The organism is Adlercreutzia rubneri (assembly GCF_009755265.1).
In the GTDB taxonomy this organism is placed as follows: domain Bacteria; phylum Actinomycetota; class Coriobacteriia; order Coriobacteriales; family Eggerthellaceae; genus Adlercreutzia; species Adlercreutzia rubneri.
Genome location: NZ_WPOO01000008.1, coordinates 19,358 through 32,035 on the forward strand (window position 1 = coordinate 19,358; position 12,678 = coordinate 32,035).

A 12,678-nucleotide genomic window follows, 5' to 3' on the forward strand; every position below is an offset into this window, starting at 1 on the left:
ATACGCGAAAGAGGGCAGCTGAGAGATTACAAGTTGGAACCAGCGGCGGGAGCGGCGACGTCGGCGAGAGTCAGCCCCGAGAGGTAGTCCCCGATGGCCGCCTGAAGACCGCCCCACACGCGGCGGGACGGACAGCCCTCGGCGCGCTCGCAAGTGGAGAGCGACCCCATACAATCGAGCAGCTCCAGGCCGTCCTCGGAGGCGGCGACAATGTCGGCCAGCGTGATGGAGGCCGCCTCACGGGCCAAGCGGTAGCCGCCCTGGTTGCCGCGGGTCACATCGAGCAGCCCCGCGCTGGCAAGCGGCGCGACGACCTGCTCGAGGTACTTCTTGGAAAGCCCCTGGCGATCGGCGACGTCCTTCAAGGCCACACGGCCCTCCCCCTGGCTTTGGGCCAGGTCGATCATGAAGCGCATGCCGTAACGGGTCTTCGTCGAAATCTTCACCGGAGGTCGCCTTTCTGGGTAAATCGTCGGGAATATGGTAACAATCATAGGAGGTTCTTGACAATCTCCGCAACCCGTCTATATTAATCTCTAGCAAATTACTAGACTTAGATGGAGAAGCTCGATCACGGCCCTGAACCGTGCCGGGCGAACCCATCCCCAACGCGGAAGCAGGAGCATCATGAGCCAGATCTACCTTGACCATGCGTCCACGACGCCTGTCCGTCCCGAAGTAGTGGAGGCCATGACCCCCTATTTCACCGAGCATTTCGGCAACCCCTCCTCCATCTATCCTTTGGGCCAGGAGGCCTCCGATGCCGTGGCCGCCGCCCGCGAGAGCCTGGCCGGCCTTATCGGCGCAACGCCGCGCGAGATCTTCTTCACGAGCGGCGGCACCGAATCGGACAACTGGGCCCTCAAGGGGTTCGCCCGGGCCAACGCCGCCAAGGGGCGCCACCTTATCACGAGCGCCATCGAGCACCACGCGGTGCTGCACACCTGCCAGGCGCTGGAGCGCGAGGGCTTCGAAGTGACCTACCTGCCCGTGGACGAGCACGGGCTCGTGAGCGTTGAGGACTTCAAGGCGGCCATCCGCCCGGACACCATCCTGGCCTCCATTATGTTCGCCAACAACGAAATCGGCACCATCGAGCCTATCGCTGAGCTGACGGCAGCTGCCCATGATGCCAACGTCGTTTTCCACACCGACGCGGTGCAGGCCTTCGGGCACGAGCCCATCGACGTGAACGAGCTGGGCATCGATATGCTGTCGGCCTCCTCCCACAAGATCTACGGGCCTAAGGGCGTCGGCCTCCTGTACGTGCGCAAGGGCGTGAAGCTCCAGAACCTCCTCGACGGCGGCCAGCAGGAACGCGGGCGGCGCGGCTCCACGGAGAACGTGCCCGGCATCGTCGGCTTCACCCGCGCGACCGAATTGGCCGCCGAGGAAATCGCCCCCGAGCACGACCGTCAGCTGGCCCTGCGCGACCACGCCATCCGCCGCATCCTGGAGGAGATCCCCTCGGCGAAGCTCAACGGCAGCTGGGAGAGCCGCCTGGCCAACAACGTGAACTTCTCCTTCGAGTTCATCGAGGGCGAAGGCATGCTGCTGCAGCTGGCCGCCCGGGGCATCTGCGTGTCCTCCGGCTCCGCCTGCACCTCCGGCTCGCTGGACCCGAGCCACGTGCTTTTGGCCATCGGCCTTCCCCACGAGATCGCCCACGGCTCGCTGCGCTTGACGCTGGGCCGCGACACCACCCTGGCCGACATCGACTTCGCCGTGGACTCGCTTAAGGCCACGCTGCAGCACCTGCGCATGATGAGCCCCCTGTACGAGGACTTCCAGCAGGGCAAGGTGGAATCGGTCATCGAGCGCTTCAAGGCCGACGGCTTCCCCTACGCGAACTAACATCACCCTATCACCTCCTTCATCGTCCTCCCCACCCATAGAAAGAGAGAATCCCTCATGGCCATGAACTACTCCGATAAAGTGATGGAGCACTTCACCAACCCCCAGAACGTCGGCGAGATCGAGAACGCGAGCGGCTGCGGCACCGTGGGCAACGCGGTGTGCGGCGACATCATGCGCGTGTACCTCGACATCGACGAGAACAACGTCATCCGCGACGCGAAGTTCAAGACCTTCGGCTGCGGGGCCGCTATCGCCACGAGCTCTATGGCCACCGTGCTCGTGAAGGGCAAGACAGTGCAGGAGGCGCTGGAGGTCACGAACAAGGCCGTCATGGAGGCCTTAGACGGGCTGCCCCCGGTGAAGGTGCACTGCTCGCTGCTGGCCGAAGAGGCCATCCATGCGGCGCTGTGGGACTACGCCGAGAAGAACGGCATCGTCATCGAGGGCCTGGAGAAGCCCGTGAGCGACATCTCCGAGCACGACCACGGCCACGGCGACGAGGACGACGAGTAGCCGCTGGCTCTCCGACAAGCCGCTGGTTCGACCCGGAAGCCCAAGGGCTTCCGGGCTCTTCTCTTTTCAAGCCGGCGCGTGCCGCAAAGTCGCCCACCCCTACGCTGCGACGACGATGACGTTCATGCCGTCGCCCGCGCAGGTTTGCAGCACCACCGACTCGCCGTAACCGGTTACCCGCGAAGCGATGGTCTTCCACGTGGCCGTCTCCTCCACCTGGAACACATCCCTCACCGTATAAGTGCGCTGCCCTCCCGAGCGGTCGCACACGACGACGGCATCGCCCGAGGACAGCGAACGCACCGGTGCGAACGAGCCGGGGTTATGTCCGACGAAATAGCCCCAGCTGCCGTCATCCACCGCGTCCGACCCCAACCACAGACCTCCCCCGGAGCTCGGCGTCGTGCCGCCGCGCACATCGCGGTAGGGAATGGCGGTACCGTCTACCACCAGCGTGCCAGGCTTGAGCGTTCCATCGACGTTCGATCCCTCATCAGATGGCACCTCTTCGGAAGCGGAAGAGTCGCCTTCCGCCGATGCTTCCACCGAAGGTTCGGGCCCGGGCGCGCTCGGCTGAGAGGCGAATCCCCCGCCTTCCGCCGCACTTCCGGACCCCTTCGACGCCTCCTGGCCGCCGCGCTGTTCGTCCGCCCGATCCGCCTCTTCCGAACACGCACCCGCAGCCTCGCCCGATGAGGCACCTGGACCCTCGGCAGAAAGATGAGCGTCCTGCGCCCCGGCGGCTTCGGCCGGCGTTTGCTCCCCTGCTTCCGTGGCAGCTTCCCGCGCCGCCGCGTCCGTTACCCTATAGGCCGCAAGCGCCTGCCGCACTTCGGCGCGATGGGAACGGGCCGCAGCGGCCACCTTCTCCTCCAACTTCTGGCCCACCAACGGAGCCCAAGCGTCCCCGGCTCTCACACTTTCCTCAGGCACGGACCCCTCACTTCCCCAAGCTACCGCGCCAAGCCCCAGGCCGGCGCCCAAGGTAAGCGCCAGCGCTCCTGTCACCACAGCCTTCTTTTTGCGTCCAACAACCTCTCCCATGCTCTCACCAGGCCTTTCGCTCTCAAAACCGAATGTTTGTTCGCATTGTAATGTAATACAAGCCCAATGAAAAGCCCTTTTAGTACAAAAGTTCGCTTCAATTTCGCAGTGCCGAATCCCGACGCTAGCGCAGCTTGGCGCGCCGCTCTTTCCAGTCAGGCATGAAAGTGCCCATAAGCGCGTGGAAGCGAGGGCCGTGGCCGCGCTCAAGCAGGTGGCACAGCTCGTGGACGACCACGTATTCCAAGCACTCCGGCGGGTAGAGGGCCAAGCGCACGTTGATGCAGATGCGGCCGGTCGAGGGCTGGCAGCTGCCCCAGCGACTCGTCATGTTGCGGTAGGCGATCTTGCCCGCCTTCACGCCCATGACGGGCTCCCACGCCTCGATGAGCGCCGGCACGCAGGCCGCAACGACCGCTTTCCACTGGGCCACTTCCGTAGGCGTGGCCGCGGCGGCCTCGACACGGGGCGATTGCGCGATCTCCTGCTGCTGGCGCTCTATCCAGTCGCGCTTCTCCCCCACGAACTTCCGGATGGTGGCGAGCGGCAAGTGCAGGGGCGCCGACACCTCGATGCGCCCGTCGGGAGGCTTTACCCGCAGGTGCATATTCTTGATGGCCTTGCGGGTGAGCCAGACCTCCAGCCCGTCGATGAAGACGAGCTCGGGAGGCATCATTTTTGCCGGACGCTTTCTCGCTGCTGCCATGAAATTATTCGACTCGCTTCGCTCGCTCAGAATGACACCGAAGTCATCGCGCGGCCTCCATGGCCAGGTTGTAGGCGTCGTTGCGGGAAATGCCGAACTCGGCGACAAGGTGCTTGGTGACCTCCTTGGTGCGCAGGCCCTCCGCCACCAGCTCGACAGCGCGCTCGGCAGCCGATGCCGCGGCCTCCTCGGCACCGACGGCCGCCTCCGTCTCGCCCGGGGCGTCTATCACGAGCACGATCTCGCCGCGAACGCCGCCGGGCTCCTCGGCACGGGCCGCGAACCGCTCGCGCAGCTCGGCGGCACTCCCCCGGGCCACCTCCTCGTGCAGCTTCGTCAGCTCGCGGCAGACCGCCACCTCGCGCCACGGCAGCACCTCGGCGATGACCGAAAGCGCCGCCACCAGCCGGTTCGGGCTCTCGTAGAACACGAGAGCCGCGTCCAGCCCGGAAAGCTCTGCGAGCACCGTCCGTTGCTCGGTCGCCTTGCGTGGGAAGAAGCCGCCGAAGTAGAAGCGCGAGCACACCGTTCCCGAGGCCACGTAGGCGCAGGCCGCCGCCGAGGCGCCGGGCAGCACCTCCACAGCAACGCCGGCCTCGCGCGCGGCGGCCACAAGTCGCAGCCCCGGGTCGGACACGCCGGGCATGCCGGCGTCCGAGCAGTAGGCCACCACCTCGCCGGCCGCCACGCGCTCCACCACGCCCGCAGCCCGCGAGCCGATCATCGCCTCGTCCAGCCGCGCGAGCCGCTTCTCGATCCCGAAGTGCGCGAGCAGCTTCCCCGTTACCCGGGTGTCCTCGGCGCACACCACGTCGGCCTCGCGCAGCGCCTCCAGCGAGCGCAGCGTCATATCGCCCAAATTCCCAATGGGCGTCGGCACGATGACGAGTTTTCCTGAAGTGCTCATAGGTACATTATATATGAGGAGGCGGCCACTTAGCCCTCGTCGCCCAAGCGTCGTTCGGCATCGCGAAACGCGCGGTCATGATCGCGGGCCCCGATGGCGAGGATGTCCACGATCTGAACTTGCCCGTCGCGAATACGGTAGATCACACGAAGGCCGTCGGCCCGAAACTTCAACTCCCGGCATCCGGCCAAAGCTCCGCTGAGCGCCTTGCCTATCTCCGCGGGACGAACGCGGAGTCGGGCAAGCCCTTTGTTGAGCATCGAGCGAACCGAGCCGTCGAGCGCCTCGTACTCCTTGCGGGCCCCACGGGAGAAGACGAGCTCGTAACCGCTCATGCGAAAAGCCCCCCATCAGGAAGGTCATCGGGATCAAGGGCCAAGAAGGCATCATAGCCCTCGTCGCCCAGTATCTCGCTGAACGGCACGGTCTCCCCCGAGGGATCGCGATCGATGGCGGCCAACCGCTGCGCCGCGACATCGTAGAGGCGCTGGAGGCGCAGCTGCTCCAGTTCCACCGCCATGGCCTCGAACTCGTCGTAGTCCACGATGACCGTCTCGATGCTGGCATTGCGATCGGTCACGAACAGCGGCTCCCGCTTCGCACGGCGGCGGCACTCTCCGAAGTTCTTAGAGGCCTGGGTGGCGCTCACCACCCGATCCTTGCTGAAAGCCAGCTTCCCATCGGCGACGACAACCATGATTTCGCTCCTTATGCGTATGCAATCTACTTTAACACCGTATTTTTATGCGTATTGTAACACGGAAAATGGGTAGGCAGCGAATAGTTGTCCCGAAGTCCCTATCTCATTGTGGCCCCCGCCTTCGCAGAGTACTAGCTGGTCTTGGACTATCTGCGCCTGCAGAACCGCTTAAGCAGAGGCTCCCGGCAGGAAAGCGGCATCCTTGTCCACGAAATCGGCAAGCAAACGGGCATAGTCGCGATAGTATCCGCTTCTGTCGTGCTCCACGACCCGTTCTGCGAAGGCATCGACCCAACGAAGTAGGTGCTCCTCCAGAAACAGTCGCTGCTCCGTCAGCAGCGACGCCCTTTGAGCCTCGCCGGCCCTCGTTGTTTCAAGAGCCAACTCCCGCATAAAGGCCAATTCGATGGCCATGTGATCATCTGCGACCTTGCCCATGCCGAGAGGTTTAAAGCCGTTGCGCAGATACACGTTTCGAACTTCGAGAGTATTCGGCTGAAAGAGCGCATTGATCCCCGTAGCGTAGATAGATTCCCACATACACACCGCCGGCTTGCCCACACCCACGAAGAGGCGGTTGTACTCCCCTTCCAAGGTAAGCGGCACCGCATCAATATCCTGCTCAGGCACTTTCGGGCCGGCGCCTTCGCCAACCTTGCAAGTACGGCAATCCCGAAGGCCCCAGGCCTCGCCTAAAACCTCGAAGCACTGGTCCATAACCTCACAGGATTCATTTTCCGCGAGAGCCCGGTCGGGCACATCCGAGAACACGCGCTGCAGCAACCCGTACATTGCCGCCCGGGCGACCAGCACCTCATCAAGAGCATCACTCTGAACTTGGTTCATCTCAACAGCCCCTTCTTCGCCATACGGCCAATCTCCTGTTTTGAGAAACCGCCGCGCCCCCTGGGAGCGCGGCGGATACGGGAGGGCCACTCGTGCAACCTCGACAACAGCTGGATGACTTCAGTTCCTACATCAGCCAATCCCGAAACGAGCTGGCTGCATAGGCGCTCTCGTCGACATACGTGGCAGGAGAGGTGGTCGATTCCGGCGCACAGGCCACTTTGCCCAAATTCGTCCCCGTCTCTTCCATATCGCCGAACGTGAGCGCTCTCATAAGGCACGCCTGGACGCAATCTGGCTCTATGCCCTTCGCGCGCAGATCATAGCAACCATCGCATTTCTGCGTGATGTTCAGATCGACGCGATACTGGGGAGCCCCATAGGGGCAGCTTTTCACGCAGGACTGGCAGCCGATGCACGCGCTGTCATCATGCTGCACGGTTCCATCCTCTTCGTCAACGTACATGGCCCCTACGGGACAGTTCGCCACGCAGGCGGGATCCATGCAGTGGTTGCAGGCGAGTGACAGGTGGAAGACGCCCGGTTTGGAACCGTTCTCGCTCACGAAGCTGCTCACCCGACGGAAGAACGCCCCTTCGGGAAGATGATGGTTCTCCTTGCACACCATCATGCAGCTGTGGCACCCCGAGCACAGACTCTGGTTGAAATGAAAGCCCTTCTTTCCCATGATCTTCTCCTATTCCGCGCTCAGAACGACCTGACGACTGCTGTCGCTTCCCAGCGGATCGCCCGCATATTTGCTCACGCGCACGTTATTCGAATTGAACGAGGTGCACCCCATACCCTGCATGAGGGTGCCGTTCAGGGTGCTGACGCCGCCCATGACGTCAATGCCCTCCTCATTGAACTGCGACCAACCGCCATTGGGAAGTGCCAGCACGTCGTCCATATAGGTGGGGCTGACGCACGCTATGCGAAGCACGCTTCCGTGAGGACTCTCCACCAGAACCGTGTCGCCCGTGGCGATACCGTTCTCCTTCGCCACCTTCTCTCCCATGAACACCGGTGTGGCAAACGCCTCGCCCAGAGACTTGGTGTTGCCGTATACGCCGTTGCCGAAACGAGGGTAATGCGTGTTGTACATCAGGTAGGGAAAGTCGCCCTTCACCTGGTCTTCGAAATCCGCGTAAGTGGTCTCGATGCCCTCCACGGGCGTCACGTAGGTGGGATAGGGCTTCCACTCGTCGCCTGCACGAAGCTTCGCCTGGTTGAGGATATCGGCCTTGTACTGGCAGTAGATCTCGAATTTCCCGGAATCGGTGGCCAGCGGGTGGGCAACGGGATCGTCCACGAAGTCCTTGTACGCAATGAAGCCAAAATTGTCGCCCTGCTTGCGCTCTACCTGGTAGACGCCCTTTTCCTTGAACTCCTGCAGCGTGATGCGCCCCTGTTGCGGCTGGCCCTCCACGCCCATGGCGTCAATATCTTCCTGGGTTATGGTAAGCAGGGGCTCATAGGTCACACCGTCGTCGCAGATGACCGTGGTGCCCGCCATGATGTTGTACAGCTTCTGCTCTTCGGAAAGCGGATACATGCCGGCGGGGTCTTCCCCCAGCGCCGTGAGGATGGCGCTCTCGAATTCCCGGTTCGTGCGCGCTTCGTACAGGGGATCGCACACTTTATCGTAGTGGTACACAATTTCGCGGCCGCCCTCGCCCGTCTCCAGGATGGCCTCCTTCTCCAAGTCGCTGATGACCGGAACGACGATATCGCAGAACTGGATGTCCAGCTTCGGAAGGATTCCGCGGCCCACTACGCATTCGATGCCGCCCTCGCGCAGGGCCCGCACCGCTTTCACGGTATCGGGGTAGGAGCGCATGGCAGACCACGTGCCGAAATCCATAAAGCGGACGTCCAGGTCGCGCTCCTCGCAGGCGCTCTCGGGAGCGTCGTTGCGAATGTCTCCGGTGAAATGGTACTTCTTGTTGAAAATCGCATCCCACACCTGTGCGGCGCTCACCACGTCGTCGCACGGCTCGCCGAGCATCTTCTTCGGGGCGATTCCCAACTTTTCCTTGGCCTCGTCGACTCCCGAGCTGCCCGTCAAAATAAGGTTGCACGGCGCATCGCTTCCGCCATCGAAGTAGTAGCCGCCCCAGCACTGCCCCGGTTTGCCGTAATGGCCGCCCATGGAGTTGACGGCGATCATGAGCTGCTCCAAGTTCTCCGTAGCGGTATGGCGCATGCAGCCGAAGGCATTGAACGTCATGACCTTGTTTTCCTTCGACAGCAATGTGGCGAACTTGGTGATTGCCTCCACCGGCGTGCCGCAGATCTTCGTGGCCCACTCCGGTGTTTTCGGAACGCCGTCGTATTCCCCCTTGACATAGCCGAGGAAGTTCTCGGCGCTCGCCGCATTGGCCGGCATCGATTCGGCGTCGAATCCCACGGTGTACTTGTGGAGGAAGTCCCAGTCCACGACGTTGCCGCCCTCTTCATCCAAGCGCAGCATCTCGTAGGCGACGGCTAACAGGAAAGCCGTATCGGTGCCCGGACGAACGGGAATCCAGTCGGCCTCGAGCATGCTGGCCGTCATATTGTAGTCGGGACCCACCACGGTGAAAGTAGCGCCGTTCTCCTTCGCTTTCATGAAGTGCCACATGGGAGAACCCATGGCGTTCCATGCAGGATTGAAGCTGTAGAGCACCACGTTCTCCGCGTTGTACATTAAGTCGAAGCGATCATTGGCCTGGCCGCGCTTCACATCGCAGCCATCGTGCTCCGCGCCCAGGTGGGCCGGCGCCAAACGCGCGCTGCCGCGGGATCCCGTGGCCATGATGCCCACGCTGCCGCCCAAATAGCTGGCATAGGGCAGCCCGTCCCACGACACGCCCAGAAACGAACGCGAACCAAACTGCTCGAACACCCGCTTAACCTCGTCGGCCACGTACCCGACCGCCTCGTCCCAGGAGATGCGCTCCCATTCGTCCTGCCCGCGCAGCTCGGGATGGTAGTCCACCCCGCCCGGCTGCCAATGCTTGCGCTTCATGGGATACTTGATGCGATCCTCCCCCAACCACGTGGAGGACAGCGTTTTGCCGCGCGGACAGCTGCGCTGCTGAGGGTAATCCTGGGAATCATCATGAGTATCGTCGGTCTTCTGGCGAACAATCACACCGTCGACCACATAGCCCTTGTTCAGGCAACGTCCGCCGCAGGACTGCCAGCAGGAAAGCGTCATCCACTGACCGCCCTCCGGCAGGACGTCGATTGGCTGCCGCTGAATACCCGTATCCTCTCCCGTTTTCGGCGTCTTGGTGGGCTCAACATCGCCGCCAACGCATCCCGATAGGGCAAGCGAGCTTGCCAATAGCGAAGCCGCTCCTAGAAATGCACGTCGTTCCAGCATTCCCATCTCCTCTTTCTCGCTCCCATGCAACGAACTCGGGAATGTGCCATCGCTTCAGGCCGGCTCACCCGCCCTCGTTGCCTTACGGGAAGGATTATGGAATCGCGGGAAAACGGCTTCAATAGACGGCAGATCAATGAATCCTTAACAAATTACAACACGAAGGTCAGCAGAGGCAACGTGCATCTCGAGATGCTAGAATTCCTTAGAGAACGAAAGGGGGCACTGTGGGCGGGAAGGAACTTCGCATCGATGTGAAGCTCGTTGTGCTCAGCGCCGTCCTCATCACCCTCATTATTGCCGTTGTCGGCCTCTGGTCGGCCAAAACCCACGAGCAGCAGCTGAGGCAGGAACTCGTTGAGCAAGCCCGAGGTTTCGCCCAGCAGATGGATGCCGTGTGGACTTTCGTCGACGCCAATCAAAACCGCATCAATTACACTTCGGACGGCATATACGAATTCAAGGGACTGCACTGCTCAGTTGCGGCAAAAGCGGTAGCCCAGCTGTTCAACAGGAGCACCGACTACGTGGTTAAGTTCACGCGCACCGATCCGAGAAACCCCGGAGATGCCCCTGATGAGTGGGAACAAGGCGCTCTGGCCTCCTTCGAGGAAGATCCCGCCATTGGAGAGTACTACCAACTCGTGGAAAACGATGAGGCGATGAGCCTCCGCTATTGCACGCCGCTCACCGTGGAAGAGGGGTGCCTGTCGTGTCACGGAGCGCCCAAGGGCGAGATAGATATCACCGGCTATGCAAAGGAAGGATGGAGCATGGGCGATATCGCGGGCGCCCTGAGCATCAGCATCCCCGCGGAACGATACATCGAATCCTACAACGCCGCACTTGCGCGAGATCTCGTCTATTACACCTTGGCAATGTGCGCCGCCTTGGCCATCCTTTTCTTCGCCGTACGCCACCTCGTCACCAAGCCTTTGCACTCGGTCGTTGAGAGTTTGGGCGAAGTGGGCCGAGGGCGTATCGACATGAAGCTGAACAACAGCCAGTCGACCAAAGAGATGTCGACCATGATCAACGCGTTCAACACTATGACCGACGAGCTGGACGATCTCTACGGCAATCTGGAGCAGCAAGTTGCCGACCGAACCGAGAGGCTGCAGAAACTAAGCGAGCAGGCCATCGCCCAGAGGGAGGAGATAAAGAAGGTCAACGAACGCCTGCAGCAGGAATCGGCCTACAAGTCCGACTTCCTCGCGACCATGAGCCACGAGTTGAAAACCCCCCTTACTGCCACTATCTCCTATCTGGAAGCGCTGCAATCGAAGCAATTCAACTTATCAGACGAGGAAAAGCAACTGGCCTCAAGCGCCGAGGCCAGCAGCAAAGAGCTGCTGCTAATCATCAACAATATCCTTGAAACCAGCAGATCCAAAGACATCAAGGAGAAGATGAACTGGGAAGTGATCGATGTACTCGACTTTACCGAGTACCTTCTGCAAGAAACGCTCCCCCTCGCCCGGCGCAGAAACGTGACCATTGTGCGGAAAGCAGACCCGGCCTGCCCCCTCATCTACTCAGACTGGGGCAAATTGCGTCACGTTTTGCTCAACCTGATGAGCAATGCCACCAAATTCTCGCACGAAGGGGGCATCGTCGAATTGGCGGCACGGATCTGCGAAGACGGCAAACACGTGCAGATCGCCGTAACGGATCACGGGATCGGCATTGCGCGGGAAGATCTCGACTCCATTTTCGATCGGTTCTCCCAGACGAGTCACTGGGGAAACGCGAATCCAGACGGAAGCGGCTTGGGACTCTATATCGTGAAAGAGTACGCACAGCTCCTCGGCGGAGAGGTAGCCGTTGAAAGCGAGCTTGGAAAAGGGTCTGCGTTTTTCCTCGCACTTCCCACTCATCCAGAAGGGGCTCCCAGTGAACAACATACTGCTTATTGACGACAATCGAGAAATTCACAATTCTCTCCGGCCGATTGCCGCAGCTCACGGCTACAGCCTCCTCTCGGCCTACGACGGTCTCTCCGGGCTATCAATGGCGCAGAGCTGCGGTGCCGATATTATCATCCTCGACGTGATGCTGCCCCAATCCAACGGATTCGCCCTGTGTCGGAAGATCCGAGAAGCCGGCTGCGACACCCCGGTTATATTCCTCACGGCGAAAAGCGATATCGTCGACAAGAGCATCGGCTTCGAAGCCGGAGGCGATGACTACATGACCAAGCCCTTCCAATCCGAGGAGCTGTTCATGAGGATATCCGCCGTGCTCCGCCGAACGGGATCGCAGAAGGCAAAGCCCGAGCCCCCAAAGGAAAACAAGCAAGATGTGGTTCTCGGCGATTTAGTGCTGAAACCGAGCCAATACCTCGTAGAGAAACATGGCGAGAACGTTGGCCTTACCGCCAAGGAATTCGAGATACTGCACTTGCTCTCCTCGAGCCTGGGGGATGTTTTCAGCAAGGAGCAGATCTACGAGCACCTTTGGAACGAATCGAACCCGCTCAGCCTCGACTCGATTACCGTGCTCGTTCGCCGCATAAGGGAGAAAATCGAAGACGACCCTTCTAATCCCGTCCACCTTCTCACCGTATGGAGGATCGGCTACCGGCTGGTCTAACGCTGCGCCTCGCTCTCGAAAGACGCAACGTCGAAAGGCGACCGTAAAGGACATATCCCGCCCCGCACAGGGATGACGTCGTGTGTGTCGACAGCATTTTCGACGAAACGCTGTCGCGCTCCTCCCGATCCTCTACATGATTA

13 protein-coding genes are annotated in these 12,678 nt (G+C 61.3%); 4 read left to right on the top strand and 9 right to left on the bottom strand.

From position 1 onward, the window contains the following. Positions 1-26 precede the first annotated feature (26 nt). A complete protein-coding gene (locus tag GO707_RS06105) occupies positions 27-446 on the bottom strand; it encodes an RrF2 family transcriptional regulator (RefSeq protein WP_302223924.1) in 420 nt (139 codons plus the stop codon). A gap of 181 nt (positions 447-627) precedes the next feature. On the opposite strand from GO707_RS06105, the gene nifS reads away from it, so the two are divergent. Beyond that, positions 628-1,854 carry a cysteine desulfurase NifS gene (gene nifS / locus GO707_RS06110; RefSeq protein WP_157012533.1) on the top strand — a complete coding sequence of 409 codons (1,227 nt, stop codon included), beginning with the start codon at positions 628-630 and terminating at the stop codon, positions 1,852-1,854. A 57-nt stretch (positions 1,855-1,911) separates the two neighbouring features. Continuing rightward, a complete protein-coding gene (nifU, locus tag GO707_RS06115) occupies positions 1,912-2,370 on the top strand; it encodes a Fe-S cluster assembly scaffold protein NifU (protein WP_321203145.1) in 459 nt (152 codons plus the stop codon). A gap of 99 nt (positions 2,371-2,469) precedes the next feature. Here the strand turns inward: nifU and GO707_RS06120 are convergent, their stop codons facing one another. From GO707_RS06120 to GO707_RS06155, 8 genes are all read right to left on the bottom strand, one after another. Continuing rightward, on the bottom strand, positions 2,470-3,414 hold the full coding sequence (locus GO707_RS06120; protein ID WP_157012534.1) for a sortase domain-containing protein: 945 nt from the start codon (positions 3,412-3,414) through the stop codon (positions 2,470-2,472). 124 nt (positions 3,415-3,538) lie between these two features. Next, positions 3,539-4,120: a M48 family metallopeptidase gene (locus tag GO707_RS06125; RefSeq protein ID WP_232325650.1), complete on the bottom strand. Its 582-nt coding sequence runs from the start codon at positions 4,118-4,120 to the stop codon at positions 3,539-3,541. Between the two features lie 43 nt (positions 4,121-4,163). Next, complete coding sequence (rsmI, locus tag GO707_RS06130; protein ID WP_157012535.1) at positions 4,164-5,027, bottom strand: 16S rRNA (cytidine(1402)-2'-O)-methyltransferase; 864 nt, start codon at positions 5,025-5,027, stop codon at positions 4,164-4,166. 29 nt (positions 5,028-5,056) lie between these two features. Then, a complete protein-coding gene (locus GO707_RS06135) occupies positions 5,057-5,362 on the bottom strand; it encodes a type II toxin-antitoxin system RelE family toxin (protein ID WP_114539202.1) in 306 nt (101 codons plus the stop codon). Continuing rightward, positions 5,359-5,724: a type II toxin-antitoxin system Phd/YefM family antitoxin gene (locus tag GO707_RS06140; RefSeq protein WP_157012536.1), complete on the bottom strand. Its 366-nt coding sequence runs from the start codon at positions 5,722-5,724 to the stop codon at positions 5,359-5,361. The genes GO707_RS06135 and GO707_RS06140 overlap by 4 nt, the downstream gene beginning before the upstream one ends. A gap of 171 nt (positions 5,725-5,895) precedes the next feature. Continuing rightward, entirely contained in the window at positions 5,896-6,573 is a 678-nt protein-coding gene (locus tag GO707_RS06145; protein ID WP_157012537.1) for a TorD/DmsD family molecular chaperone, read from the bottom strand. 127 nt (positions 6,574-6,700) lie between these two features. After that, on the bottom strand, positions 6,701-7,261 hold the full coding sequence (locus GO707_RS06150) for a 4Fe-4S dicluster domain-containing protein (RefSeq protein ID WP_114539205.1): 561 nt from the start codon (positions 7,259-7,261) through the stop codon (positions 6,701-6,703). A 9-nt stretch (positions 7,262-7,270) separates the two neighbouring features. Further along, positions 7,271-9,904 carry a molybdopterin-dependent oxidoreductase gene (locus GO707_RS06155; RefSeq protein WP_198161030.1) on the bottom strand — a complete coding sequence of 878 codons (2,634 nt, stop codon included), beginning with the start codon at positions 9,902-9,904 and terminating at the stop codon, positions 7,271-7,273. Positions 9,905-10,170: 266 nt separating this feature from the next. On the opposite strand from GO707_RS06155, the gene GO707_RS06160 reads away from it, so the two are divergent. Then, positions 10,171-11,859, top strand: a complete 1,689-nt coding sequence (locus tag GO707_RS06160; RefSeq protein WP_157012539.1) for an ATP-binding protein — start codon at positions 10,171-10,173, stop codon at positions 11,857-11,859. Beyond that, positions 11,837-12,535 carry a response regulator transcription factor gene (locus tag GO707_RS06165; RefSeq protein WP_114539208.1) on the top strand — a complete coding sequence of 233 codons (699 nt, stop codon included), beginning with the start codon at positions 11,837-11,839 and terminating at the stop codon, positions 12,533-12,535. The genes GO707_RS06160 and GO707_RS06165 overlap by 23 nt, the downstream gene beginning before the upstream one ends. The last annotated feature ends 143 nt before the right edge of the window (positions 12,536-12,678 follow it).

Coding starts and splice junctions, on each gene's coding strand:
- GO707_RS06150 (WP_114539205.1), bottom strand. CDS start 7,261: ATGGGAAAGAAGGGCTTTCATTTCAACCAGAGTCTGTGCTCGGGGTGC.
- GO707_RS06125 (WP_232325650.1), bottom strand. CDS start 4,120: ATGGCAGCAGCGAGAAAGCGTCCGGCAAAAATGATGCCTCCCGAGCTC.
- GO707_RS06145 (WP_157012537.1), bottom strand. CDS start 6,573: ATGAACCAAGTTCAGAGTGATGCTCTTGATGAGGTGCTGGTCGCCCGG.
- GO707_RS06135 (WP_114539202.1), bottom strand. CDS start 5,362: ATGAGCGGTTACGAGCTCGTCTTCTCCCGTGGGGCCCGCAAGGAGTAC.
- nifU (WP_321203145.1), top strand. CDS start 1,912: ATGGCCATGAACTACTCCGATAAAGTGATGGAGCACTTCACCAACCCC.
- nifS (WP_157012533.1), top strand. CDS start 628: ATGAGCCAGATCTACCTTGACCATGCGTCCACGACGCCTGTCCGTCCC.
- GO707_RS06120 (WP_157012534.1), bottom strand. CDS start 3,414: ATGGGAGAGGTTGTTGGACGCAAAAAGAAGGCTGTGGTGACAGGAGCG.
- rsmI (WP_157012535.1), bottom strand. CDS start 5,027: ATGAGCACTTCAGGAAAACTCGTCATCGTGCCGACGCCCATTGGGAAT.
- GO707_RS06140 (WP_157012536.1), bottom strand. CDS start 5,724: ATGGTTGTCGTCGCCGATGGGAAGCTGGCTTTCAGCAAGGATCGGGTG.